This is a genomic window from Streptomyces marincola, assembly GCF_020410765.1.
Lineage (GTDB): Bacteria > Actinomycetota > Actinomycetes > Streptomycetales > Streptomycetaceae > Streptomyces > Streptomyces marincola.
In genome coordinates this window covers 2,886,495-2,909,388 of record NZ_CP084541.1, presented here as the reverse complement: position 1 = coordinate 2,909,388, position 22,894 = coordinate 2,886,495, and the positions used below count along the sequence as shown (strand labels likewise).

Sequence of the window (22,894 nt, the reverse complement as noted above, 5' to 3'; positions counted from 1 at the left end):
CGCCGGATCAGAACCGGAGGGCGTTGTCGGGCAGTTCCGGGCCGGCTGCCGCGTCCGGGTCCCAGTGCGCGTAGCGCCGGTGCACCGCGTCGAGGTGGCTGCGGTAGAGGTCCATCATGTGCCGCAGGACGACGAACAGCCGTTCCACCTTCGCGGGCGTCAGGTCCCGTTCCTCCGACAGCAGGATGCCGGGCAGCCCGCCGTGGTCGGCCTCGACGTCCTCGGCGTCGTGGGCCCGGAACCGGGCGATCAGGCTGCCGGGCACCCCGTGTCGCTGTTCGATCAGGTCGAGCACGTCGACACCGGGGGCGGCCGGGTCCGCGCCGAGCGCCGGCACCTCGGGCAGCACCAGGGACGCGGCGAACTCCGCGACCCCCTGCCACGCGAACGCGCCGTAGGACTGCGCGTAGGCCAAGGTCTCGACGGCGGCCTGGCTGCGGCGCAGCGCGTCGGTGTCGAACCCGGCGGCCGAGAAGCCGCCGAGGAGCAGTTCGCCGTGCCCCGACTCCGACGCCCGGAAGTCGTCCAGGGCCTCGCGCTGGGCCGGGGTCATGGGGTGCCGGAAAACGGGGTCGGTCGTCCAGACCGCGGCCCGGACCACGAAGTAGGTCTCCAGCAGGAAGCCGAGCGCCAGGCCGCGGTCGCGCCCGGCGGCCAGGTCGCGCAGCAGCGGCGAGCCGGAGACGACGCGGGGGAACTCCCGCCGGAACGCGTCGACGAGCCGGCAGGCGACGTAGGAGCCGGGAACGGAGTCGAGGCGCGCCGCTTCCGGGTCGACGAGCAGGCCGGTGCTGAACAGGCGCTCGATGACGGCGATCGCGTCCGGCTCGCCGCACCCGAGCCAGCCGCGGACGCCGGCGACCAGCTCGTCCGGGGACACGCCGGCCGCGAGGCGGTCCAGGTCGGGCAGCGTGACGCCGCCGGCCGGGAACGCGGCCCGGTACGTGCCGTCCTCGATCCTGACCTCGTGGTCGTCCAGGGCGAAGGAGACATGACGGCTGAACCGCGGGCGCACGGCGTGATCGATGACAGCAACCATGGGTCCTACCTCTCATCGGGCTTGACGAAGATGCGGCCTTGCGTGTCGATGCGGTGGAGCAGGGCCGGGCGGTCGAGCCCGGCCAGGTACGCGTCCGCGGCCCTGGTGGCGCCGGCGAGCTTGCCGTAGTCGTCGATGATGACGAGCCCGCCAGGGGCCACGCGCGGGTAGAGTTCGCGCAGTTCGTGCAGGGTCGACTCGTACTGGTCGGTGTCCAGCCGCAGCAGGGCGATGCGGTCGGGAGCCCGCGCGGGAAGCGTGTCCTGGACGAGGCCGGCGACGCAGTGCACGCGGTCCGCCGGGTAGCCGGCGGCGGTGATCCGCGCGTGCACCTCGTCGGCCGACACGCCCACGTCCATCGGCCCCGGCGCGGCAGATCCGGCGGGCGCCTCCTCGGCGGGCGTGCGCTCCGGGGCCCGCGCCGTTCCCCCCGGCTCCATGAAGCCGTCGTGCTCGCCCGTCCGCTCCCAGCTCCAGCCGAAGGTGTCGAAGAGGAACAGGTCGCGATCGCGCACGCCGTCCCGCAGCAGGGCGAGCGCGGCGAGCAGCATGCTGCCGCCGCGCCACACCCCGCACTCGACCAGGGCTCCGGGCACCCCGGCGGCGATCACGTGCCGCACCGCCGACCACAGGGCGTACTGGGCGGCGGCCGACGTGAGGGTCAGCCCCTCGCACGCGCGGGCCGCCCGCATGAAACCGGTGTCCGCGTGCAGGTCGGGCGCCGCGCCGATGACCTTCGCGACCTCGGCGTTCACGTCGCGCAGCGCCGCGCCGGCGCCGTCGGCGACGACGTGCGCGCGGCGCAGGTGCGCCAGGGCGGCGGGCACGGCCGACTCGCCGGCCGCGCCCACCACGGCGGCCATCGCGTCCGGCAGTTCCCCGGCCGGTGTGCCGCGCGCGATCTCCGCGAGGAGGACGAGCACGCCGGCGTCGGCCCGCCAGAGGTCGAACGGGCGGTCGACGTGCCCCAGCATCAGCTGGCCGTCCTTGACCGCGACGAACGCGCCGTCGTTGAGCCTCACGCGTCCGCCTCCCCGGGGGTGAGCGCCCCCCGCTTGACCAGTTCGCCCAGGAACGCCGTGCACTCGGGACCCGACGGGCCGCCGGCCGCGGCGGCGGCGTTCGCCCACTCCTCGGGGCTGTGCGCGGCGCCGGGGACGAGCCAGGGCAGGAACGCGTCGAGCCACGCGCCGCCCGTGATCCGCAGGATGTGGCCGTTGACCGCGAGGTAGGTGACCCCGTCGGCGGTCAGTGTCCGCGCCACCGACCCCTCCGGCACGGTCAGCGGGCCGGGCGTCGCCGACAGGTCGGGACACGGCCGCGGCGGGGGTATCACCTCGAAGTTCGAGGCGGTGCGCCGCTTGAGGCGGCGGAGCCGCAGGTCGAGGTCGAGTGCCGAGTCGTCGACGAGCCGGGACACGACCTTGCGGACCTGCGCGTCGGTGGAGCGGTCGCCGCCGGGGCCGGCCTCGGGCACCGGCCCGCCCTCGAACCTGCCGGTGCCGAGCTCCGACGCGGCCAGCCGTCGCACGCGGCGCAGCAGCAGCGCGAGGCGGTCGTCCCACTGGTAGTGCGCGAGGTGCAGCGAGACGGCCAGCCTGCCGTCCGACATCGCGCAGTGCCACCGGTCCGAAGGCCAGTACAGAACGGAGCCGGGTCCGCCCTCGACGACCGTCGCGGTGTCCAGGTGGTCCTCGGGGCGGATGGACGCGGGCAGGTTCACCTGCCGCTGCGTCGCCTCCTCGCCCGCGATGCCGGCGAATACCTCGTAGGGCCAGGTGTAGAAGCGTTTGAAGCCGCGCACGACGTACGTGAAGACGCCCGCGGTGTCCTTGTGGACCAGCGTCGGGGCGGTGCCGTAGACCGACGCGATGAGGTGGCAGTCGACGCCGCCCGCCGACCAGCCCCCGGCGGCCAGCACGGGATCGGTCGCGCGGCGCAGGGTCTGCCAGAAGTCCCAGCCGAACTGCTGGAGCGAATTGATGGTCAGGGCGAAGGAGCCGACCGCGGCGAGCATCCGCTCGGCGTAGCGCGCGAAGCTGCCGTCGCGTCCTGCCGACGGCAGGTAGGCGTCCACCCGGGCCGGGGTGACGGTCCCGTCGTCCGCGAACACGCGGACATCCTGCGGGTCGGGCAGCCCGGCGCGCCGGGCCGCCGCCGCGACGGCGAGGCCGAACAGCGTTTCCTCGTCGAGGCGCGGGCCGTCGAGGACGCGCGGCTCCTTCTCCCAGAACGACGCGATGTCCCAGCCGTCGTTCATCGCAGTGACCGCCGCGCGCTCTCGGCGTACGGCGCGATCCTGGGGTCGACGGCGCTCAGCCGTTCGCCGTGGACGCGCACGAACTCCTCCGGGTCCGCCACCTTCTCGGCCTTGAGCAGGGCGGCCAGTTCGCCGCCCTCGGCGCCGGCCCACAGCAGCGCCGCGAGCAGCTGGGTGTCAGGGCCCTTGGCGTAGGCGCGCGAGAAGATCTTGCGGCGGCGGAACTCGGGCACCGAAGGGGCCAGGCGCGCCAGTTCGTCGTCCTCCCGCGCCGCGTCGGCGCGTGCCAGCAGGGCGGAGACCTCGTCGACGGGGTTGTCGCACAGTTCGTCGAGGACGTGGATGAGGTGGATCGAGTCCACCAGGCGCAGGGCCGTGTCGAGCGCGCCGAGGTACAGCTCGCGGTTCGCGCGCCGCAGCATGCCGAGTCCGTCGAGCCACCGCTGCACGTTCGAGGTGTCGTGGAAGGCGGCGGGCAGGTACCCGGCGCCCGGCGCGATGAACTCGTGCGGGCGGTGCGGCGCCGGCCGCGGCGCGTCCGGGTCGCTCCGGCCGGAGCCGGGGGCCGGCGCGCAGCGGACCGACACGGTCACCGCCGGCTTCTCGATCCAGTACAGCTCGTGCACCATCGTCGGCAGGATCGGCGAGACGGCGGCCTCGCGCATCATGCTCCTGCCGGTGGCCGAGAGCTGCCCGAACGTCACGCCGGCGTTCAGTGAGTCCAGGGCCGAGAAGTCGTATTCGAGATGCAGCCGCCGGCCGCTGAGCGCGAGGAACGCCCCTGACGACACGTGCTTGTGCAGCGTCGAGGCGTTCTGGAGCCAGTACAGGACGTCGACCCGCAGGGTCGCGGTGCGGATGACGGTGACGCAGGCGTTGCCGAAGTAGTTCTTCCACGACTGGGGCGGCCAGCCGCGCGGGTCCGACACCAGGTCGGCCAGCAGCAGGCCGGGGTCGGCCCGCGCGATGTCCCGCGCGTCCGCGAGCACTTCGGCCAGGGCGTGCGCCCGGCGGGCGTCGGAGCCGGGTGCTGGGGCACCGGCGGCGGTGTCGGCGGCGACCAGCGCCTCTTCGAGATCGCGGAAGGCGTCCAGGGTCTTCACAGCGGCTTCCTTTCGGCGTTCGGATGCGGCGAGTCGGTCTGTCGGCGTTCGGCGTTCGGCTTTCTGCGTGATGTGTCCGGCGTTCGGGTGCGGTGCGGAAGGCGGCGGCTCAGGTCGGTATGCCATGGGTCCATGGGGCGTCGGCCAGGCGACGTCCGCCGCGGCTGTCGGAGGGAGCTGTCGCCGTCGTCGCCCCCGGGACCAGCACGCGGACCACGGTCCAGTCCGGCCCGCGCAGGGGGAGCCGGACCACGACCGGGCCGGTGCCGCGGTCGGCGAGGCGGCTCACGAGGTGGTCGAACTGCGCGCGCGGGTCCGTGTACGGCACCGGTGGCGCGGCGGCGGCGGGCAGGGCGTCCAGGTAGCGGCGGGCCCGGCCCACGACGGGCCTTCGCGCCCACGCCGCGTGCGCCGGGCCGGCCGGCGCACCCGCGCGGCGCGCCCGCACTCCCTCGAAGTGCACCTGGCACAGCTCCGCGAGGGCGCTGTCCATCGCCTCGTCGAAGGTGAGTCCCGAACCGCTCGCCCGCACCAGCAGGCCCTCTTCTGGGTCGTGGTGGAACGCGTGGACGTCCGGCAGGACGTAGCCCTCGTGCGGCCAGTGGACGGCCCACACCTCTCCCTTGAACGCGCCGGTCAGGCCCAGGCGGTCGAGCGAGGCGGCCGGGTCGAGCCGGTACCCCGGACGCAGGTGCGCGAACGACCCGTACAGGCTGTGCCGTTCCAGGACCTCGCGCAGGCCGCGCAGCGACGCGGCGGCGAGGTCGGGGCCGGCCGCCAGGCCGGTGGTGGTCCCGTCCGTCGGGCGGTCCGCCCCCACGTAGGGGAAGGCGACGAGGGCCCTGGGTACCGCGACGGCGGCGCCGTCGGCGAGGCCGGCGCCGTCGACGAAGGCCACGGGCGGGCCGGCCGCGGCGCCGGCCGCGACGCGCCGCTCCCACGCGTCGCCGTACGGGTGCAGGTCCGCGAGGTCGATCCGGCGCGCGGGGCCGCGACTCGGCGGCAGGCTCCAGTTGGCCTCGTAGGCCGCGTACCGCTCCAGCGCTTCGCCGACGGCGCCCGTGGTCGCGGCCTCTTCCGTCGGGCCCTTGCCGCTGTTGCCCTCCAGGTGGTCCTGGCCGCCGGCGGGGGTGCGGCAGGTGGCGATGTAGCTGCCGGGGACCGAGCCGGGCCCGACGCCGAACCCGCGGGCCATTCCGAACGTCCACGCCTGCGTGCGCGGCACGTCGCGCAGGGGGGTCGAACCGACCGCGTCCGGCGTGCAGAAGCGCACGGTGCGCCCGGTCGCGACGAGGACGGCGCCGCTCGGCGGCAGGGCCATGGCGGTCATGATCGCGCGGACCACGGCGGCCGGGTCCTCGCGGATGCGGAACAGGAGCGGCACGGGGCGGTCGGTGAGGCCGAGCGACGCGAGGCGGGTCTCGAACGCCCAGCGCGCGGCGAAGCCGTCCCCGGTGTCGGAGCCGGGAGCCGTGCCGCGCCCGGGGCCGGTGATGTAGGTGCCTTCGAACGCTTCGCCGACGTGCAGCACGCGCCCATCCCGCACCGGCGGCACGGCGTCCCGTGCGGCGTCGCGGCGGTGGGCGGCCACCACGACGAAGGGAGGGCGTTCCGTCGCGGGCGGTGGCTGCCCGGCGGCGAGGGCGACCCACCGGCCCGCGCCCTGCGCGGTCAGCCGTTCGGCGAGGGCGGTGCAGGCGTGGGCCGTCGCGGGGTCCGAATGGACGAGGATGCCCGTCACCGGCTCGTCCGGCGGTTCATCCGGCGGCTCGGGCGGGGGCGGGGCGGTGGGGGCCACGGGTTCGAGCCACCCGGAGGCCACGGCCCGGTCGAGCCCCATCGACCGGGCGATCGACCGTGCCACCGGGACCTCGTCCCGGTCGTGGGCCCCGGGCGCGATCCGGGCGAGGGAGAGCCGCGGGCCCAGCACGAACGTGCCCGCCCCTCGGGTGGCCGTGACCACCCAAGGGGCGAGACGGTGCCGGAAGCCCGTGGTACCGAGCGGCCCAGTCGCCTGTGCGGCGAGTGGGGTCACCAGGTGCGGGCCGGCCATGGGAGCGGGGACCTCAGTAGGACTTCGCCTGGAGGATGATGGGGTTGTTGTCCAGCTCCATCATTTCCACGGTGAACGGCACGCGGCCGGCCGTGTGGGTCTCCGCGTTGTCGGCGGCACCGGACGCGCTGTCCGTCGTGCCCTTGGCGTCGGGGGTCAGTTCTTCATTCATGATGATGCCTCCCGTTCGGCGCCCGAAAAACTCGATTGTCTCGGGCGGAGGGAATTGCTTTCACTTGAAGGTAGCGACGCGATTACGCGGATGTCAATGAGTGTGCGAGAGGCCAAGTGGGCGTTCGTGCCGTCCAGTTGAGGGCGGCGGAGCGTCGTTTGCTATTCCCGTCCGGTGGGTATCCTGCCGGGTTTTTCCGGCCGCGGACGCGGCGTTCCCCGTCCTGCGCTCACACGGTGGCCATGCCGGATCCGCAGGTCATTCGTGGTGTGTCGAGGTCGTGCGCCTTATTCATTCCGTGTCGTTCGCCATTTTCGGTGGACGCCGCCACGAACTGCCGACCCGTGCGCAGATATCAAGCCACGGTGCTTCGCGTGTGGCCTGGGTGGCGGCGGAATTGAGCAATCGGAAATTTCGTCAATCGTCTGCCGGTCCCCGTCGTCGCCTTGTCGGTCGAATGACCGACAAGGCGAGCCGATTTCCGTGGGGGGCCGCCCGGTATTGTCGGTCGAACGACCCTCGCGGAAAAAAGTGAGAAGTGCATCGCGTCGTCCGTGGTGGGTGTTCCCGTGGCCGGGCGAAGACTCATATGTGCTCTTGCGGGGTCGCGCGACCCGCGCTCCGGCGGTGGGGGCTCAGGCGGAGCCGCTGTCCCGGGCGGGCTCCTCGCACCAGCCCGGCCGCTCCTCGGGGCGGTCGGCGGGGAGCGCGGCGAGGAAGGCCGCGACGCCGTCGAGCACGCGGTCGATGCCGAAGCGCAGTATCTCCTCGGGTGTGCCCTCGAAGACGTCTTCGGGGAGTGACATGACGTGCGGGTACCGCCCGCTGTTCAGCGCGTCCGCTATGAGCGGCCCCTGCGCTCCCCAGAACTCCTCGTCCGTCAGCTGGGACTCGGCCCGCGCCTGGCGCAGCATGACGTAGTGCCGGGACAGGCCGGAGACGTACGCGTCCACGGTCATGATCACGTTGACGCGCTCCCGGCCGGTGAGCCCGAGGCCGTCGAGCGCGGCGAGGAAGTACTCGAAGCCGAGCAGGCCGTTGGGGCCGAGCAGCGGGCGCGCCTGGTTGACCTGGAGGAGCCAGGGGTGGGCGAGGTGCAGTTCGAAGGTTTCGAGGGCGATGCGTTCGAGCGCGGCGCGCCAGTCGCCGCCCTCCGGCTTCGTGACCGGGGCCACGACGTGGTCCAGCATGAGGTCGAGCAGCTCGCTCTTGCCGGGGATGTAGCGGTACAGGGTCATGGTGCCGACGCCCAGCTCGGCCGCCACCCTGCGCATCGAGAGTGCCGCGAGCCCCTCCCTGTCGGCCAGCGCCACGGCGGCGCCGACGATGGCGGACAGGGTGAGGCCCGGCTTGGGGCCCCTGGCCGGGCGTCCCTCGGGACGCCACATCAGTTCGAGGCTGCGGTCGATGTCGCCGCTGCCGCTGCTGTGCGTCGTCATGATGCGCCCATCCTAAGCGCCGGGCGAAAAACTTGGTACGCTGTACGCCATTGTGAGTACACTGTACCCAGTTATGGAGGGGGGACGTATGGCGTCCGCATCGGATCACTCGGTCATCGCCGAGGGCCTGCGCAAGCGGTACGGCGACAAGACCGCGCTCGACGGGCTCGACCTCGCCGTGCCGCGCGGCGCGGTGTACGGACTGCTCGGGCCCAACGGCGCGGGCAAGACCACCTCGGTCCGCATCCTGTCCACGCTGCTGCGCGCGGACAGCGGTCGCGCGCTGGTGGGCGGGTACGACGTGCGGCGCGAGCCGCGCAAGGTGCGCCGGCGCATCGGCATGACCGGGCAGAACCCGGCGGTCGACGAGATACTCACCGCCCGGGAGAACCTGCGGATGTTCGGGCGGCTCTTCCACCTCGACCACGCGACGGCGCGGCGCAGGACGGAGGAGCTGCTGGCCGAGTTCAGCCTGCTCGACGCGGCGGACAAGCAGGTCAAGACGTACAGCGGCGGCATGCGGCGGCGGCTTGACCTGGCGGCCGGCATGATCCTGGCTCCCGAGGTGCTGTTCCTCGACGAGCCGACGACCGGTCTCGACCCGCGCGGGCGCAGCGAGGTCTGGGACTCCGTGCGCGGGCTGACGGCGCTGGGCACGACCGTGCTGCTCACCACGCACTACCTGGACGAGGCGGACAAGCTGTCGGACCGGATCGTGCTCATCGACCAGGGCCGCAAGATCACCGAGGACACCCCGGCCGGGCTCAAGCGGGCCGTGGGCGGTGACCGCGTCGAGGTGGTGGTGTCCGACGCGGCCGACCTGCCGGCGGCGGCCGAGGCCGTCGCGCGTGTCGCCGGGGGCCGGCGGCCCGAGACGGACCATGAGGGCCTGCGCGTGCACGCGCCGGTCAGCGACGGTGTCGCCGCCCTGACCGACGTGGCCGGGACCCTCAGGGAGAACGGGGTGGTCTGCGAGGACATCGGGCTGCGCAGGCCCACGCTCGACGAGGTGTTCCTGCGGCTGACCGGGCAGAGCGGCGCGCGGGAGCCCGACCGGGACCGCGAGGGACACGAGGGACACGAAGGACACGGGAAAGAGGGGGGCACCAGGTGAGTGCGGACACCCGAGCGACGACCGGCGCGACGGCCGGCGCCCTCATCGGGCAGGACGGCCCGGAGCGGCGGGTGTACTGGGCGTTCGTCGACTGCTGGACCATCGTCAAGCGCGAGCTCGTCCACCTGGTGAAGCAGCCTTCGCTGATCGCCTGGCAGCTCGGCTTCCCGATCGTCTCGGTCCTGCTGTTCGTGTACGTCTTCGGCAGCGCCATGGACGTCGGCGACGGCATGGACTACAAGGACTACGCGATGCCGGGCATGTTCGCCATGACGATGGCGTTCGGCTTCATGAACACCGCGATGGCCGTGGTCGTCGAGAAGGAGCGCGGGGTCACCGACCGGTTCCGTTCGATGCCGATGGCGCCCTCGGCCGTCGTCTCGGGCCGCGGCGTCTCCGACGTGCTGCACGCGGCGCTCGACCTGGCGGTGATGGCCGTGATCGCGCTGGCCATAGGCTGGCGTTCTGACGGCTCGCCGCTTGAGACGCTGTACGCGTTCGCGCTGCTGCTCCTGCTGCGGTTCGCCCTCATCTGGATCGGCGTGTGGCTCGGGCTGCTCGTGCCGAACATGGAGGCGGCGGGCAACCTGTTCGCCGTCGCGTTCCCGTTCGGCATGATCTCCTCGGTGTTCACGCCGCCGTCGATGATGCCGGACTGGCTGGGCACCATAGCCATGTGGAACCCGGTCTCCGCCACTGCGAACGCCATCCGCGACCTGTACGGCAACCCGCTGCCCACCGGCGGCAGCTGGATCGAGGAGAACGCGCAACTGATGGCGGTGGTCTGGCCGTTGGTGATCACCGCGATCTTCCTGCCGCTCGCCGTCCGCCGCTACCAGGCGCTCGGCAGGTGACCACGGCCGTGCCCGTACGCGGCGCGGCGCCCGGCGGAGTGCTCCGCCGGGCGCCGCACCGTGCCGCGTCCCGTGTGCTCAGAGGCGCTCGATGACGTAGTCGACGCACGCCGTCAGTGCCTCGACGTCGGCCGGGTCGACGGCCGGGTACATCGCGACCCGCAGCTGGTTGCGGCCCAGCTTGCGGTAGGGCTCGGTGTCCACGATGCCGTTGGCCCGCAGGACCTTGGCGATGGCCGCCGCGTCCACGCCGTCGGCGAAGTCGATGGTGCCGACGACCTGGGAGCGCTGCGCGGGGTCGGTGACGAACGGCGTGGCGACCGCCGACTTGTCGGCCCACCCGTAGAGCCGGCCGGCGGAGTCGGCGGTGCGGCGCACCGCCCAGTCGAGGCCGCCCTGCCCGTTCAGCCAGTCCAGCTGCTCGGCCAGCAGGAACAGGGTGGCGAGCGCCGGGGTGTTGTAGGTCTGGTTCTTGCGGGAGTTGTCGATCGCCGTCGGCAGCGAGAAGAACTCCGGGATGTGCCGGCCCGAGGCCGCGATCCGCTCCGCGCGCTCCAGGGCGGCCGGGGAGAACGCCGCGACCCACAGCCCGCCGTCGGACGCGAACGACTTCTGCGGGGCGAAGTAGTAGACATCGGTCTCGGTGATGTCGACGGGCAGGCCGCCGGCACCCGAGGTGGCGTCGACGAGGACCAGCGAGCCCTCGTCCGCGCCCGGCACGCGGCGGATGGGGGCGGCGACGCCGGTCGAGGTCTCGTTGTGGGTGAGGCCGTAGGCGTCCGCGCCGCGCTGCGCCCGGGGAGCCGGGAGGCTGCCGGGCGTCGAGGTGATGATGGTCGGCTCGTCGAGCCACGGGGCCTTGCTCGCCGCCTTGGCGAACTTCGACGAGAACTCGCCGAACGACAGGTGCTGCGACTTCGCCTCGATGAGGCCGTGCGTCGCGACGTCCCAGAACGCGGTGGAGCCGCCGTTGCCGAGGATCACCTCGTAGTCGGCGGGCAGCGACAGCAGGGAGCGCACGCCGTCGCGGACCCGGCCCACCAGGTTCTTGACCGGTGCCTGGCGGTGGGACGTGCCGAGCAGGGAGCCGCCGGTCGCGGCCAGTGCGTCGAGTGCCTCGGTGCGCACCTTGGAGGGGCCAGAGCCGAACCGGCCGTCGGCGGGCTTGATGTCAGCGGGAATCTGGATATCGGCCACGGCCGGAGCGTAGTCCCTCGGACGCCGAAACCGCACATCCGGCTCGTGACGTGGACACCGGATACCGTCAGCCGAGCCGGACGGGCAGTTCGGCCAGGTCGTTCTGGGTGACGATGGGCATATTGCGCAACTCCTCGTCCGGCACGGCCAGCGCCAGACCGGGGAAGCGCTCGAACAGCGCGGGCAGCGCGACGCGGGCCTCCAGCCGGGAGAGCGACGCCCCCGGGCAGATGTGCGGCCCGTGGCCGAAGCTGATGTGGCGGATCGGGGCCGGCCTGGTGATGTCGAAGCGGTCGGCGGTCGGGCCGTGCTGCGCCTCGTCCCAGCCGATGGCGCTGTAGGAGACGACCACGCCCTCGCCCTTGGCGATCACCGTTCCCTCGACGTCGATGTCCTCGGTGGCGAACCGCATCAGCAGGTGGGAGGCGGGAGTGTTCCAGCGCAGCGTCTCCTCGACCACCGTCTCCCACGGCACCTCGCCCCCGCGGACGAGGGCGAGCTGCTCCGGGTGGTTCAGCAGGGCCCGCACGGCGTGCGTGATGAGGCTGATCGTCGTCTCGTGGCCCGCCGCGACCATGGCCTTGAGGTTGCCGATGACCTCCTCGTCGGTCAGCGGCTCGCCGCCCTCGTCGGCGAGGATCAGCGCGCTGGTGAGGTCGTCGCCCGGGGCGGCCTTCTTGGCCGCGACCATGGCCGTGAAGAACTCGTGCAGCTCGTCGATGACGGCCAGGCGTTCCTCCTGGGGCGTCAGCATGCTGAAGAACGCCTTGTACAGCCGGTGCAGGCGCGGGTGCTCCGCGTGGTCCACGCCCATCAGCTCGCTGACGACGGCCATCGGCAGCGGCAGCGCGAAGGCCGCCTTCAGGTCCACGACGGCGCCGTCCGCGCCCAGGGCGGCGACCCCGTCGAGGAGGTGGTGCGTCTGCCGCTCGATGTAGGGGGTCAGTTCCGTGACCCGGCGCGCGGTGATGGCCTGGGCCGTCTTGGCCCGCAGCCTGCGGTGCTCGGGCCCGTCCACGGTGAACATGCTGCGGCCGGCGTCGATCATGCCGATGAGCGGCCACTGCCGCGTCACCTCGCCCCGCTGCCACAGGTCCCACTGGTCGATGTCCTTCACCAGCCTGGGGTCGGTCAGCAGCTTCCTGGCCTCCGCGTGCCGGGTGACGGTCCACACGACGACGTTCCCGGGGAGTTCGATGCGGGCCAGGGGCGTGATCGCGCGCAGCGCGCGGGTCTCGCTCCGCGGGTCGCGCACGAGCGGGTCGAGGGTGACGACGGGGCAGGTCATCTCTGGCCTCCAACGGCGGGAGTCGGGGTGAACCGGACCGGCAGCGCGGTCATGCCGCGCAGGAACGGGGACGGCCGGCGGGTGAGTTCGTCCTGCGGAACGGAGAGGTCCACGTCGGGCAGCCGGTCGAGCAGCACCTCGATGCCGGTCCTGGCGATCGCCTCGGCGATCTCCTGGGCGGGGAACGGGCAGCGGAACTCGCCGTGCGAGAAGGAGAAGTGGGCGTTGTTGCCGCCCGCGTCGACATGCCCGGGGTGCCGGACCTGCGGGTCGCCGTGCGCGCCCTGGAGGCCGAGCAGCAGCATGTCGCCTGCCTGGAGGCGCTGCCCGCCGAGCTGGGTGTCGCGGGCGACCCAGCGCCCGGCGAGGATCTGGGTGGGCGTGTCCTCCCACAGCACCTCGTTCATGGCCTCGCCGACGCTGTGCCGGCCGCCGGAGAGCGAGGCGGCGAACCGGTCGTCGGTGAGCATCAGGCGCAGCGAGTTGCCGATCCAGTCCGAGGTCGGGAGGTGTCCCGCGGCGACGATCGCCTGGAGGTCGAGGACGTATTCCTCGTCGGTGAACGGCTCGGGGTGCCCGAGCATGCGGGAGGCGACGTCGGCGCCCGGCGTGGCGCGCTTGGCGGCCAGGAGCCGCCGCATGGCCGCGGTGAGGTAGGCGTGGCTGGCGATGGCGTCCTCGCCGCCGTCGGCGAGCGCGTTGATGGCCTGGGCGAGTTCGGGGCCCTCGGCGTCGGGGAACCCGATGACGCGGCCGAGGACGAGGATGGGCAGCAGCTTCGCGTAGTCGCCGATCAGCTCGGCCTCGCCCTGGCCGCAGAACGCGTCGATCAGCGCGTCGGCGATCTGCTCGGCGTGGCGCCGCAGTTCGAACGGGTCGACCGCTTCGAGCGCGGGGGCGACCAGCTCGACGTGCCGCTGGTGCTCGGCGCCGACGGTGTAGTAGATCGAGGGCTGGCGGCGGTTGACCATCGGCAGCAGCGGCCAGTCGGCGGGGATGACCGGCCACTGGTTCCACAGGCCCATGTCCCGGGTGAACAGGTTGGTGTCGCCGGTGACGTGGTGCAGCTCGCGGTAGCCGACCACGAGCCAGGCGGGGATGTCGCCCGGCAGCACGACGGGGACGACGGAGCCGTGCCGCTGCCGCATCTCGCGGTACAGCTCGGCGGGGTCGGTGTGGAACCTCGGGCCGCTCAGCGGCACCGCGTCCGGCCGCGGGGCGGGTGGCTGCGGGTGCTGCGTGTGCTGTGTGGTGGTCACGGGGTGGCGATCTTCCGGGCTGGCTCGGGGGCGTTGGCGGTGGAGAGCGCGTGCAGGTGCTCGACGAGCGTGATCAGGACGTGCTTGCTCGACTCCCTCGACCTGGCGTCGCAGTCGATGAGCGGCACCGTCTCCGGCAGGTCGAGCGCCTCGCGGACCTGCTCGGCGGTGTGCGGCGGCCCGCCGAAGTCGTTGCGGGCCACGATGAACGGCGTTCCGTGGTGCTCCAGGCGGTCGATGGCGTACCAGGAGTCGGCCAGCCGCCTGGTGTCGACGAGGACGACCGCGCCGAGGGTCCCGGTGAACAGGCGGTCCCACAGGAACCAGAAGCGTTCCTGGCCGGGCGCGCCGAACAGGTAGAGCACCGTCTGCTCGTTGAGGCTGATGCGGCCGAAGTCGAACGCCACCGTGGTCGAGGTCTTGCCGCGCACGGCGGAGGGGTCGTCGATCCCCTGGCTCGCCTGCGTCATGACCTCTTCGGTGTTCAGCGGCCTGATGTCGCTGACGGAGCGGACCATGGTGGTCTTGCCGACGCCGAAGCCGCCGACGATCACGATCTTCAGGCCGTTGTCCGTGGCGTCGCCGAGCGGGGCGCCGGCGGCCTGGCGGTCAGAGGTTGCGGAGTCCAACGAGTACCTGCTCAAGGAGATCGGTGTCGGGCAGTTGGGCCGCACTCGTGCCGGTGCCGGTGCGGGGGTGGCGCGCGGTGATCCGGCCGAGGGCGAGCAGGTCGTCGAGCAGGATCTTCGTGATGGAGACCGGGAGGCCGAGGTGGGCCGCGACCTCCACGACGGCCGTGGGGTGCTCGCACAGGCGGAGGATGCGGGCGTGCTCCGACTGCATGCCGGGCGTCGGCGCGCATTCGCTCACCACGAGCGTGACCAGGTCGAAGGCGTTCGTCTCCGCCCGGCTGCGGCCACCGGTCAGGGTGTACAGCCGGTCGGGATCGTCGTTCCTGCCCGGGCGGCTCATGCCGGGCCGCCGCCCTCGGCCGTGTCGGAACGCGGTGGGGCGCTCAGGTGCTCGCCGAGCTGTTCGACGAGCTCGTTCATGTTGTGGCCGATGAGGCCGACGTCCGCGCTGTCGTCGGCCACGATCGCCAGGTGGGCGCCGTCGCCCGCCTCCACGATGAACAGGATGCCGCCGTAGAACTCGGTCATCGACTGGCGGACGCCGCCCGTGCCGTCGCCGAACTCCATGGATGCGCCGTGCGACAGGCTCTGGATGCCCGCCGAGATCGCGGCCAGCTGGTCGGCCTGGTCCTCGGAGAGTTCCGGGGTGCGGCACAGCTTGAGCCCGTCGCGGGAGAGGACGAGCGCGTGCCGGGCGCCCGGTGTGCGCGACAACAGGCTCTCCAGCAGCCAGTTGAGCGGTGCTCCCGAGTTGGGTGCGGTCATGGGTTTTCGTCCTCCGGTTGGGAAGCCGAGGCGGCGGGCGGCGTGGGGGGTGTGTCGCCCTGGCCCCGGACGGCGCGTCGGAACGCGCCGAATCGGGCGGCGGATTCTGCCGGTGAGTGACCCGCGGACGACGTCGGCCGCGGCGTGCGTTGCGTGCTCTGTGGGTGGGCGGCCAGCGTGCGGCCCCGGCGGCGCTTGGGCAGGCCGCTCGTGCCGTACTCGACCTCGACGGTGTCGCTGGAACCGGGGGCGGCGGGGGAGTGCTCGGCGGTGGCGCGCGGCGCGCCGGCGCCCGCGCCGGCGGCCGGGAGGGGCTCGCGCGCGGGCTCGGCGGGCTCGGGCCCGGTCGGCTCGGCGGCCTCCCGGCCGGCCGCGGCCGGCCGCTCCGCGCGGGCGGTCGCGGCCGCGCGGCCCGCCCCGTCCGCGACCCCGTCGGCAGGCAGCACCTCGGCGGCCGGGGCGAGACCGGGCACGTCGGCGGGGGCGGCGGTGGCGCGCGGCCGGCTGAGGAGTTCCTGCGGGATCATCATCAGCGCGCCGGTGCCGCCGCGGGCCGAGGGGCGGAACGAGACGGTCAGGCCGTGCTTGCGCGCCAGGCAGCCGACGACGGCGAGTCCCAGGCGGGTGCCGGACAGGGTGGTGAGGTCCAGCGGCCGGTCGCCGGAGACGGCGCGTTCGGCGCGGCGCAGGGCCACGTCGCTCATCACCAGGCCGCTGTCCTCGACGGTGAGGATGAGTCCGGCCGGCACCTCCTCGGCGTACACGTGGACTTCGGCGGTGGGGGGTGAGAAGTTCGCCGCGTTGTCGAGGAGTTCGGCCAGGGCGTGCATCACGCCCTCGGCCGCGTGGCCGGCGACGGCCACGTCGACCGCCGCGTGCAGCCGCACGCGGCGGTAGCCGCTGATGCGGCCCATCGCCCCGCGCAGGATGCTCTCCATGACGATCGGCTTGGCCCAGCGCCGCCCGGAGCGCGCGCCGGTGAGGACCGCGATGCTGTCGGCGAGCCGGCCGGCCTGCGCGGTGCGGTGGTCCAGGTGCAGCAGGTCGCCGAGCACGTCCTCGTCGCTGTGCCGGTGCTCCATCTCGCGCAGGTCCGCGAGCATGCTGGTGGCGAGGGCCTGCATCCGGCCCGCCGCGTTGGCACTCGCGGCCAGCGCGGCGGCCGTACCGGCCTCGCCGCGGCCGACCTCGACGGCCACGGTGTGCAGGACGCGGCGCAGCGTCTCGTCCTCGGGCCGCTCGGTCGCGGCGAGCGCGCTGTCGGCCGACGCGCCGTCACGCAGCCGCGCGACGAGGGCGGGCACGGTCTCCTCGGCGAAGTGCCGGGCGCGTTCGGCCCGCCGGGCTTCCGTGGCGCGAAGTCGCCGTACCGTGGCGCGGGCGTGCGCCGCGGTGGCCACCGCGGCCGACAGCACCAGCGCGGCGGCGCCCGCACCCCAGGCGGTCGTGTCGCGGAAGGACTCGGGCGCGGCGTAGACCGCCCCCAGCCAGCCGCTTCCTGAGACGATCAGGGAGATGAGAAGGGCGAGCAGCGACTGCCGCAGGGGGGGACGCTCCGTCATGAGCCGGGGAACCTCTTGCGCGGTTGGTCGGGCGGTACCTGTCAATTCGGCAACACTATAGGTGCGTTATGGATACGGGAAGCAAAGAGTGTGATGACTAGAAACACTTGATCGTTAATAGTTTCGCGCATTCCTGGACATGATCGATCACCAGAGGGCCCGGCGCCGCCGCATGGCGCCGCTCTGCCGCACGGTGCACGCTGTCAGGCATGGAGAACGTGACCGAACTGGCGGCGGCGCTGCGTGCCGCCGTGCGCGGCGACGTGGAGTTCGACGCCGCGGCCCGGGCGCTGACCACCATGGACGCCTCCAACTACCGGCGGGTCCCGGTCGGCGTGGTCGCCCCGCGCGACGCCGACGACGTGGCAGCCGCGCTCGCCGTGTGCCGCGCGCACCAGGTGCCCGTCGTGGCCAGGGGCGGCGGCACCAGCATCGCGGGGCAGGCCACGGGCACCGGCGTGGTGCTCGACTTCACGCGGCACATGAACCGGGTGCTCTCCCTCGACCCCGAGGCGCGCTCGGCCGTGGTGCAGCCGGGCGTCGTGTGCGACGCGCTGCGCGCGGCAGCCGCGCCGCACGGCCTGACGTTCGGACCCGACCCCTCGACCCACAGCCGCTGCACGCTGGGCGGCATGATCGGCAACAACTCCTGCGGCTCCCACTCCGTCGCGTGGGGCACCACGGCCGACAACGTCCGCTCCCTCGACGTCCTCACCTACCGCGGCGAGCGCGCGCGCCTCGACCGCGGCGGCCGGGGCGTCTCCCGGCAGCTGCGCGGGGCCGTGGACGAGCTGGTGTCCGGTCATCTCGCGCTGCTGCGCACCGGGTTCCCCGACCTGCCGCGGCGCATCTCCGGCTACGCGCTCGACGAGCTGCTGCCCGAGAAGGGCCGGGACTGGGCCCGCGCGTTCACCGGCAGCGAGGGCACCCTCGGCGTGCTCACCGAGGCCACCGTCCGCCTCGTGGCCGCGCCGGCCGCCCGCGCGCTGGCCGTCCTCGGCTACGCCGACGAGTCCGCCGCGGCCGAGGCGGCGCCCGGGCTGCTCGCCCACGGCCCGCTGACCGTCGAGGGCATGGCGGCCGACCTCGTCGGCGACGCGGCGCGCGCCGCGCTGCCGGACGGCGGCGCGTGGCTGTTCGTCGAGATGGGCGGCGGCCACACCGCGGAGGCCGAGGCGAACGCCCGCGCGCTGTGCCGGGCCGCCGCCGGCGGCACGACCGGGCACGCCGTGCTCGTCGACCCGCTCGACCAGCGCGCGCTGTGGCGCGTCCGCGAGGACGCCTCGGGGCACGCCACCCGCATGCCCGACGGCGGGGAGGCGTGGCCGGGTTGGGAGGACTGCGCCGTGCCGCCGGCCCGACTGGGCGCGTACCTGAGGGAGTTCCGCGGCCTGCTCGCCGACCACGGCCTGCGCGGCGCCCCCTACGGCCACTTCGGCGACGGGTGCGTGCACATCCGCGTCGACTTCGACCTGCTGAGCCCCCGGGGCGTCGCCGCGTTCCGGGAGTTCGGCACCGAACTGGCCGACCTGGTCGCCGCCCACGGCGGCTCGCTGTCGGGTGAGCACGGCGACGGACTGGCCCGCGCCGAGCTGCTGCCCCGCATGTACGGCGACGAACTCGTGGGCCTCTTCGGCACGTTCAAGGACCTCTGGGACCCCGACCGTGCCCTGAACCCCGGCGTGCTCGCCCACCCGGCCCGCCTCGACGAGAACCTGCGCTTCACCCCGCTGCCCGCCGCGCCCGTGCCCGTCGCGTTCGCCTACCCGCACGACGGCGGCGACTTCTCCGCGGCCGTGCGCCGCTGCGTCGGCGTCGCCAAGTGCCGCGAGAGCAGTGTGGCCACGCACGTCATGTGCCCCTCGTTCCGCGCCACGGGCGAGGAGCGGCACTCCACGCGCGGCCGGGCCCGCCTGCTGCACGAGATGCTGGCCGGCGAGGTGATCACCGAAGGATGGCGCTCGACCGAGGTGCGCGACGCGCTCGACCTGTGCCTGTCCTGCAAGGGCTGCCGCAGCGACTGCCCGGTGGGCGTCGACATGGCCACCTACAAGGCCGAGTTCCTGCACCACCACTACGCGGGCCGGCGCCGCCCCGCCGCCCACTACGCGATGGGCCGCCTGCCGCGGTGGCTGAGCCTGGCCGCCGCGCTGCGGCTCGCCCCGGCCGTCAACCTGGCGGGCCGCGTCCCGCCGCTGGCCGCCCTGGCCAAACGGGCCGGCGGCATCGCGCCGGAACGCGCCCTGCCGCGGCTGCCGCGCCGGCCGTTCACCCGCGAGTGGCGGCGGGCCGGGGGCGGGGCCGCCGCGGGCGGCGGGCGGCCCGTCGTGCTGTTCCCCGACACCTTCACCAACCACCTCGCGCCCGAGGCGGGGAGCGCCGCCGCGGCCGTGCTCACGGCGGCAGGGCTGCGCCCCGCCGTGCCGCGCGGCCCTGTGTGCTGCGGCCTGACGTACGTCTCGACCGGCCAGCTCGACCAGGCCCGAGCGGTGCTGCGCCGCACGCTCGACACGTTCGACGGGCTGAACGCCGAGCTGCCCGGGGGAACGCCGGTCACCGTCCTCGAACCGCCGTGCGCCGCCGCGCTGCGCACCGACCTGCCGGAGCTGCTGCCGGACGACCCGCGCGCGCACGCGCTCGCCGGGCGCGTGCGGACGTTCGCCGAGACCCTGAACGAGGGCGCGCCCGACTGGCGGCCGCCGCGCCTTGACCGCAGCGTCGCCGGGCAGACGCACTGCCACCAGCACGCCGTGCTCGGCGACGCGGCCGACCGGCGCTTGCGCGAACGGGTCGGTCTCACCGGCCAGTTGTCCACCGGGTGCTGCGGTCTCGCGGGCAACTTCGGCTTCGAGAAGGGCCACTGGGAGGTCTCCGTGGCCTGCGCCGAGGAGCAGCTGCTGCCCGCCGTGCGGGCCGCGGCCCCGGACGCGGTGCTGCTCGCGGACGGCTACTCCTGCCGCACGCAGCTCCAGCAGCTCGGCGGCCACCGCGCCCGCCACCTCGCGGAGGTGATCGCCGAGGCGCTGCCCGGGCCCGCCTGAGCGCGCGGCCCGGCCCGGCCCGAACGTGGGGCCTCGGCCCCGCCCGAACGCGCGCCCCGGCCGGCCGCCCCGGCCCGGCGGCGCGGCGCGGCCCGGTCGCGCCGCCGGAACATCATTCAGGCATCTGAACCCGGCCCGTGTTCACACTCTTGACGCTGCCATGCCCCCCTCCTATGGTGGCGAAGTCCGTTCAAGAGAATGGCTTTCGTTCGTATATGTGAATCGGCTGGGCCATGCGCATACACGAAATACATGTCACTCCCGTCGCCTTCAAAGACCCGCCGCTGCTCAACGCGTCCGGTGTCCACGAGCCGTGGGCCCTGCGGACCGTCGTCGAAGTCGTCACCGACGAGGGCGTCACCGGCCTCGGCGAGACCTACGGCGACCTGTCGCACCTCGACCGGGTGCGCGCCGCCGCCCGCGCGCTGACCGGCCTTCCCGTCCACGCCCACCACGCACTGCACGCCCGCGTCGCCGCGGCCATCGGCGCGGACGTCTTCACCGACCAGCACGGACTCACCGGTGCGGGATCGCACCAGAAGACCGTCGACGCCGTCTTCTCCCCGTTCGAGGTCGCCTGCCTCGACATCAGGGGAAAGGCCGCGGGGCTGCGCGTCGCCGACCTGCTCGGCGGCCCGGTCCGCGACGCCGTGCCCTACAGCGCCTACCTCTTCTACAAGTGGGCCGGACACCCCGGCGCCGACGAGGACAGGTTCGGGGCCGCGCTCGACCCCGAGGGCATCGTCGCCCAGGCCAGGCTGCTCATCGAGGAGTACGGCTTCACCTCCATCAAGCTCAAGGGCGGCGTCTTCGCCCCCGAGCAGGAGACGGAGGCCGTGCGCGCGCTGCACGACGCGTTCCCCGGACTGCCGTTGCGCATCGACCCCAACGCCGCCTGGACGCCCGCCACTTCGGCGGGCGTCGGTGCTTCGCTCGACGGAGTGCTCGAATACCTGGAGGACCCGGCGCCCGGCATCGACGGCATGGCCGAGGTCGCCGCCCAGGTCCCCATGAAGCTGGCCACCAACATGTGCGTCGTCACCCACGACCACCTGCCGCCGGCCATCGCGCGCGGCGCCATCGGCGTCCTGCTCCTTGACCACCACTACTGGGGCGGGCTGCTGCGTTCCGCCCAAGTGGCCGCGCTGTGCGACACGTTCGGGCTCGAACTGTCCATGCACTCCAACAGCCACCTCGGCATCAGCCTCGCCGCCATGACCCACCTCGCCGCCGCCACGCCCAACCTCACCCACGCCTGCGACACCCACACCCCCTGGCAGGACGGGCAGGACGTCGTGGCACCCGGCGCGCTCCGCTTCACCGGCGGGGCCGTGCCGCTCCCGGACGGCCCGGGGCTCGGGATCGAACTCGACCGCGACGCCCTCGCCGCCATGCACGAGCAGTACCGCCGGATCACCGTCAGGCGCCGCGACGACACCGCGTACATGCGCCGCTTCGACCCGGAGTTCCAGCCGAAACGCGCGCACTGGTAATCCCCCCGGTCACCCCCGTCCCCTTCCCTCCCTCTTAGGAGCCGCGATGTCCGCGTTGGACTGGATCGTGGTCGCTGGCTACTTCTTCGTCGTGGTCGCCATCGGCTGGTGGTCGAAGAGGCGCGTCCACAGCGTCGCCGACTTCTTCACCGCCAGGGGCCGCATCCCCTGGTGGCTGTCCGGCATCTCGCACCACATGTCCGGCTACAGCGCGGTGATGTTCGTCGCCTTCGCCGCCGTCGCCTACAACGACGGCATCACCGTCTACTTCTGGTGGCCGCTGACCATCGGCATCGGCGTCGGCATCGGCGCGTTCCTGTTCGCCGCCCGCTGGAACCGGCTGCGGGCCAAGCACGACGTGAAGTCCCCGCTCGAATACCTCGCCCGCCGCTACAACCTGCCGACCCAGCAGGTGCTCGCCTACAGCGGCGCCGCCCTGAAGGTCGTCGACATCGCCGCCAAGTGGGTCGCGATATCCGTGCTCCTCCAGGGGTTCGCGGACATCCCCCTGGAGTGGGGCATCATCTTCACCGGCATCGCCACCATGGCCTACATGACGGTGGGCGGGCTGTGGGCCGACGTCCTCACCGACATGGGGCAGTTCGTCATCCAGGCCGTCGCCGGGGTGGCCATGCTGATCGCCGTCATGGCGGAACTCGGCGCCGACTTCCCGTTCTCGATGTGGGGCGACCTGCCCGACGGCCGCGGCGACCCCGTCGCGGGCTCGGTCACCACCTGGCTGATCATCGCGTTCCTCTTCGTGAAGACCTTCGAGTACAACGGCGGCATGTGGAACCTGGCGCAGCGCTACATGGCGTCCCCGTCCGGCTCCGCCGCCCGCCGCTCCGCGCTGCTGTCCAGCGCCCTGTGGCTGGTCTGGCCGCTGATCCTCTTCCTGCCGATGATCGCCGCGCCGCTGATCGTGCCCGGCCTCGGCAACGGCGAGGAGTCCTACATCGCGCTCTCCAAGGAGCTGCTGCCCGCCGGCCTCATCGGCCTGATGCTCGCCGGGTTCTTCTCGCACACGATGGCCATGGTCGCGTCCGACTCCAACGTCATCACCGCCGTCATCACCCGCGACATCGCCCCCGTGCTCGTGCCGAAGGTCCGGCGGCTGTCCGAGGCGGCCCAGCTGACGTTCGCCCGGATCACCACGGTCTCCTTCGTCACCCTCAGCATGACGATCGCCATCGCCACCGGCGGGGAGGGATTCGTCCTCGACACCGTGGTCGAACTCGTGGCCGCCACCATGGGGCCGATCTCGATCCCGCTCATGCTGGGCCTGCTGCCCTGGTTCCGCCGCAACGGGCCCACGGCCGCCATCACGTCGTGGGCCGGCGGCCTGATCGTGTGGTACATCGTCCGCTACATCCTGGACGACTCCACCCAGGCCGCCATCGTCGGCCTGCCGCTGCTGACCTCGCTGGTCCTCTACATCGGACTCGGCCTGATCAAGCCCGAGGGCAACGGCGAACGCGACGCGCTCCTCGACTCCCTCAACACCGACCCGGACGACGACACCGGGCAGTCCGCGACCGGCCGCAAGCAGCCGCCGGCCGGCAACCGCAAGGTGTCCGCGACCTGATCCGCGCCACCCCCCACCGAACGGGTCCGCCGCCCCCC

Annotated in this window: 19 protein-coding genes; 5 read left to right on the top strand and 14 right to left on the bottom strand. The window is 73.3% G+C overall.

What is annotated here, in order from left to right; genetic code table 11:
• Nucleotides 1–7: 7 nt before the first annotated feature.
• The 7 genes from LC193_RS12325 to LC193_RS12295 all read right to left on the bottom strand — a co-directional run bounded on the left by LC193_RS12325 (nucleotide 8) and on the right by LC193_RS12295 (nucleotide 8,066).
• Complete coding sequence (locus tag LC193_RS12325; protein WP_226074022.1) at nucleotides 8–1,039, bottom strand: hypothetical protein; 1,032 nt, start codon at nucleotides 1,037–1,039, stop codon at nucleotides 8–10.
• A gap of 5 nt (nucleotides 1,040–1,044) precedes the next feature.
• Nucleotides 1,045–2,061, bottom strand: a complete 1,017-nt coding sequence (locus LC193_RS12320; protein ID WP_226074020.1) for a TylF/MycF/NovP-related O-methyltransferase — start codon at nucleotides 2,059–2,061, stop codon at nucleotides 1,045–1,047.
• Nucleotides 2,058–3,299 (bottom strand): hypothetical protein, encoded by a 1,242-nt coding sequence (locus LC193_RS12315; RefSeq protein WP_226074018.1) that lies wholly within the window; start codon nucleotides 3,297–3,299, stop codon nucleotides 2,058–2,060. The genes LC193_RS12320 and LC193_RS12315 overlap by 4 nt, the downstream gene beginning before the upstream one ends.
• Nucleotides 3,296–4,402: a hypothetical protein gene (locus tag LC193_RS12310; protein WP_226074017.1), complete on the bottom strand. Its 1,107-nt coding sequence runs from the start codon at nucleotides 4,400–4,402 to the stop codon at nucleotides 3,296–3,298. The genes LC193_RS12315 and LC193_RS12310 overlap by 4 nt, the downstream gene beginning before the upstream one ends.
• A 109-nt stretch (nucleotides 4,403–4,511) precedes the next feature.
• A complete protein-coding gene (locus LC193_RS12305) occupies nucleotides 4,512–6,455 on the bottom strand; it encodes a YcaO-like family protein (RefSeq protein ID WP_226074015.1) in 1,944 nt (647 codons plus the stop codon).
• A gap of 13 nt (nucleotides 6,456–6,468) precedes the next feature.
• Nucleotides 6,469–6,627: a hypothetical protein gene (locus LC193_RS12300; RefSeq protein ID WP_226074014.1), complete on the bottom strand. Its 159-nt coding sequence runs from the start codon at nucleotides 6,625–6,627 to the stop codon at nucleotides 6,469–6,471.
• 635 nt (nucleotides 6,628–7,262) lie between these two features.
• Nucleotides 7,263–8,066 (bottom strand): TetR/AcrR family transcriptional regulator, encoded by an 804-nt coding sequence (locus tag LC193_RS12295; RefSeq protein ID WP_226074013.1) that lies wholly within the window; start codon nucleotides 8,064–8,066, stop codon nucleotides 7,263–7,265.
• Nucleotides 8,067–8,154: 88 nt separating this feature from the next.
• On the opposite strand from LC193_RS12295, the gene LC193_RS12290 reads away from it, so the two are divergent.
• Both LC193_RS12290 and LC193_RS12285 read left to right on the top strand, forming a co-directional pair.
• Nucleotides 8,155–9,180, top strand: a complete 1,026-nt coding sequence (locus tag LC193_RS12290) for an ATP-binding cassette domain-containing protein (RefSeq protein ID WP_226074012.1) — start codon at nucleotides 8,155–8,157, stop codon at nucleotides 9,178–9,180.
• A 44-nt stretch (nucleotides 9,181–9,224) separates the two neighbouring features.
• Nucleotides 9,225–10,034 carry an ABC transporter permease gene (locus LC193_RS12285; protein WP_226078565.1) on the top strand — a complete coding sequence of 270 codons (810 nt, stop codon included), beginning with the start codon at nucleotides 9,225–9,227 and terminating at the stop codon, nucleotides 10,032–10,034.
• Between the two features lie 78 nt (nucleotides 10,035–10,112).
• Here LC193_RS12285 and serC read toward each other — a convergent pair whose 3' ends face one another.
• The 7 genes from serC to LC193_RS12250 form a co-directional block, all read right to left on the bottom strand.
• Nucleotides 10,113–11,231, bottom strand: a complete 1,119-nt coding sequence (serC, locus tag LC193_RS12280) for a phosphoserine transaminase (RefSeq protein WP_226074011.1) — start codon at nucleotides 11,229–11,231, stop codon at nucleotides 10,113–10,115.
• A gap of 67 nt (nucleotides 11,232–11,298) precedes the next feature.
• Complete coding sequence (locus LC193_RS12275) at nucleotides 11,299–12,519, bottom strand: cytochrome P450 family protein (RefSeq protein ID WP_226074010.1); 1,221 nt, start codon at nucleotides 12,517–12,519, stop codon at nucleotides 11,299–11,301.
• Nucleotides 12,516–13,778, bottom strand: a complete 1,263-nt coding sequence (locus LC193_RS12270; protein WP_226074008.1) for a cytochrome P450 — start codon at nucleotides 13,776–13,778, stop codon at nucleotides 12,516–12,518. Before LC193_RS12270 ends, LC193_RS12275 begins: the two co-directional genes overlap by 4 nt.
• Nucleotides 13,775–14,407 (bottom strand): GTP-binding protein, encoded by a 633-nt coding sequence (locus LC193_RS12265; protein WP_226074006.1) that lies wholly within the window; start codon nucleotides 14,405–14,407, stop codon nucleotides 13,775–13,777. The genes LC193_RS12270 and LC193_RS12265 overlap by 4 nt, the downstream gene beginning before the upstream one ends.
• Nucleotides 14,388–14,750, bottom strand: a complete 363-nt coding sequence (locus tag LC193_RS12260; RefSeq protein ID WP_086159993.1) for a DUF742 domain-containing protein — start codon at nucleotides 14,748–14,750, stop codon at nucleotides 14,388–14,390. The genes LC193_RS12265 and LC193_RS12260 overlap by 20 nt, the downstream gene beginning before the upstream one ends.
• A complete protein-coding gene (locus LC193_RS12255; RefSeq protein WP_226074004.1) occupies nucleotides 14,747–15,175 on the bottom strand; it encodes a roadblock/LC7 domain-containing protein in 429 nt (142 codons plus the stop codon). The genes LC193_RS12260 and LC193_RS12255 overlap by 4 nt, the downstream gene beginning before the upstream one ends.
• The gene (locus LC193_RS12250; RefSeq protein WP_226073991.1) at nucleotides 15,172–16,737 is read right to left on the bottom strand and encodes an ATP-binding protein; all 1,566 of its coding nucleotides are present in this window, start codon (nucleotides 16,735–16,737) and stop codon (nucleotides 15,172–15,174) included. The genes LC193_RS12255 and LC193_RS12250 overlap by 4 nt, the downstream gene beginning before the upstream one ends.
• A gap of 209 nt (nucleotides 16,738–16,946) precedes the next feature.
• Between LC193_RS12250 and LC193_RS12245 the strand changes: the two genes are divergently transcribed.
• The 3 genes from LC193_RS12245 (at nucleotide 16,947) to LC193_RS12235 (ending at nucleotide 22,856) form a co-directional block, all read left to right on the top strand.
• On the top strand, nucleotides 16,947–19,778 hold the full coding sequence (locus tag LC193_RS12245) for an FAD-binding and (Fe-S)-binding domain-containing protein (RefSeq protein WP_226073989.1): 2,832 nt from the start codon (nucleotides 16,947–16,949) through the stop codon (nucleotides 19,776–19,778).
• Between the two features lie 233 nt (nucleotides 19,779–20,011).
• Nucleotides 20,012–21,271, top strand: coding sequence for a glucarate dehydratase family protein (locus tag LC193_RS12240; protein WP_226073987.1), 1,260 nt, complete (start codon nucleotides 20,012–20,014; stop codon nucleotides 21,269–21,271).
• A gap of 46 nt (nucleotides 21,272–21,317) precedes the next feature.
• The gene (locus tag LC193_RS12235) at nucleotides 21,318–22,856 is read left to right on the top strand and encodes a sodium:solute symporter family protein (protein ID WP_226073986.1); all 1,539 of its coding nucleotides are present in this window, start codon (nucleotides 21,318–21,320) and stop codon (nucleotides 22,854–22,856) included.
• The last annotated feature ends 38 nt before the right edge of the window (nucleotides 22,857–22,894 follow it).

Excerpts from the sequence above, each read along its gene's own strand:
- LC193_RS12325 (WP_226074022.1), bottom strand. The coding sequence starts at position 1,039 with ATGGTTGCTGTCATCGATCACGCCGTGCGCCCGCGGTTCAGCCGTCAT.
- LC193_RS12315 (WP_226074018.1), bottom strand. The coding sequence starts at position 3,299 with ATGAACGACGGCTGGGACATCGCGTCGTTCTGGGAGAAGGAGCCGCGC.
- LC193_RS12305 (WP_226074015.1), bottom strand. The coding sequence starts at position 6,455 with ATGGCCGGCCCGCACCTGGTGACCCCACTCGCCGCACAGGCGACTGGG.
- LC193_RS12300 (WP_226074014.1), bottom strand. The coding sequence starts at position 6,627 with ATGAATGAAGAACTGACCCCCGACGCCAAGGGCACGACGGACAGCGCG.
- LC193_RS12295 (WP_226074013.1), bottom strand. The coding sequence starts at position 8,066 with ATGACGACGCACAGCAGCGGCAGCGGCGACATCGACCGCAGCCTCGAA.
- LC193_RS12290 (WP_226074012.1), top strand. The coding sequence starts at position 8,155 with ATGGCGTCCGCATCGGATCACTCGGTCATCGCCGAGGGCCTGCGCAAG.
- LC193_RS12275 (WP_226074010.1), bottom strand. The coding sequence starts at position 12,519 with ATGACCTGCCCCGTCGTCACCCTCGACCCGCTCGTGCGCGACCCGCGG.
- LC193_RS12260 (WP_086159993.1), bottom strand. The coding sequence starts at position 14,750 with ATGAGCCGCCCGGGCAGGAACGACGATCCCGACCGGCTGTACACCCTG.
- LC193_RS12255 (WP_226074004.1), bottom strand. The coding sequence starts at position 15,175 with ATGACCGCACCCAACTCGGGAGCACCGCTCAACTGGCTGCTGGAGAGC.
- LC193_RS12250 (WP_226073991.1), bottom strand. The coding sequence starts at position 16,737 with ATGACGGAGCGTCCCCCCCTGCGGCAGTCGCTGCTCGCCCTTCTCATC.
- LC193_RS12245 (WP_226073989.1), top strand. The coding sequence starts at position 16,947 with ATGGAGAACGTGACCGAACTGGCGGCGGCGCTGCGTGCCGCCGTGCGC.
- LC193_RS12240 (WP_226073987.1), top strand. The coding sequence starts at position 20,012 with ATGCGCATACACGAAATACATGTCACTCCCGTCGCCTTCAAAGACCCG.
- LC193_RS12235 (WP_226073986.1), top strand. The coding sequence starts at position 21,318 with ATGTCCGCGTTGGACTGGATCGTGGTCGCTGGCTACTTCTTCGTCGTG.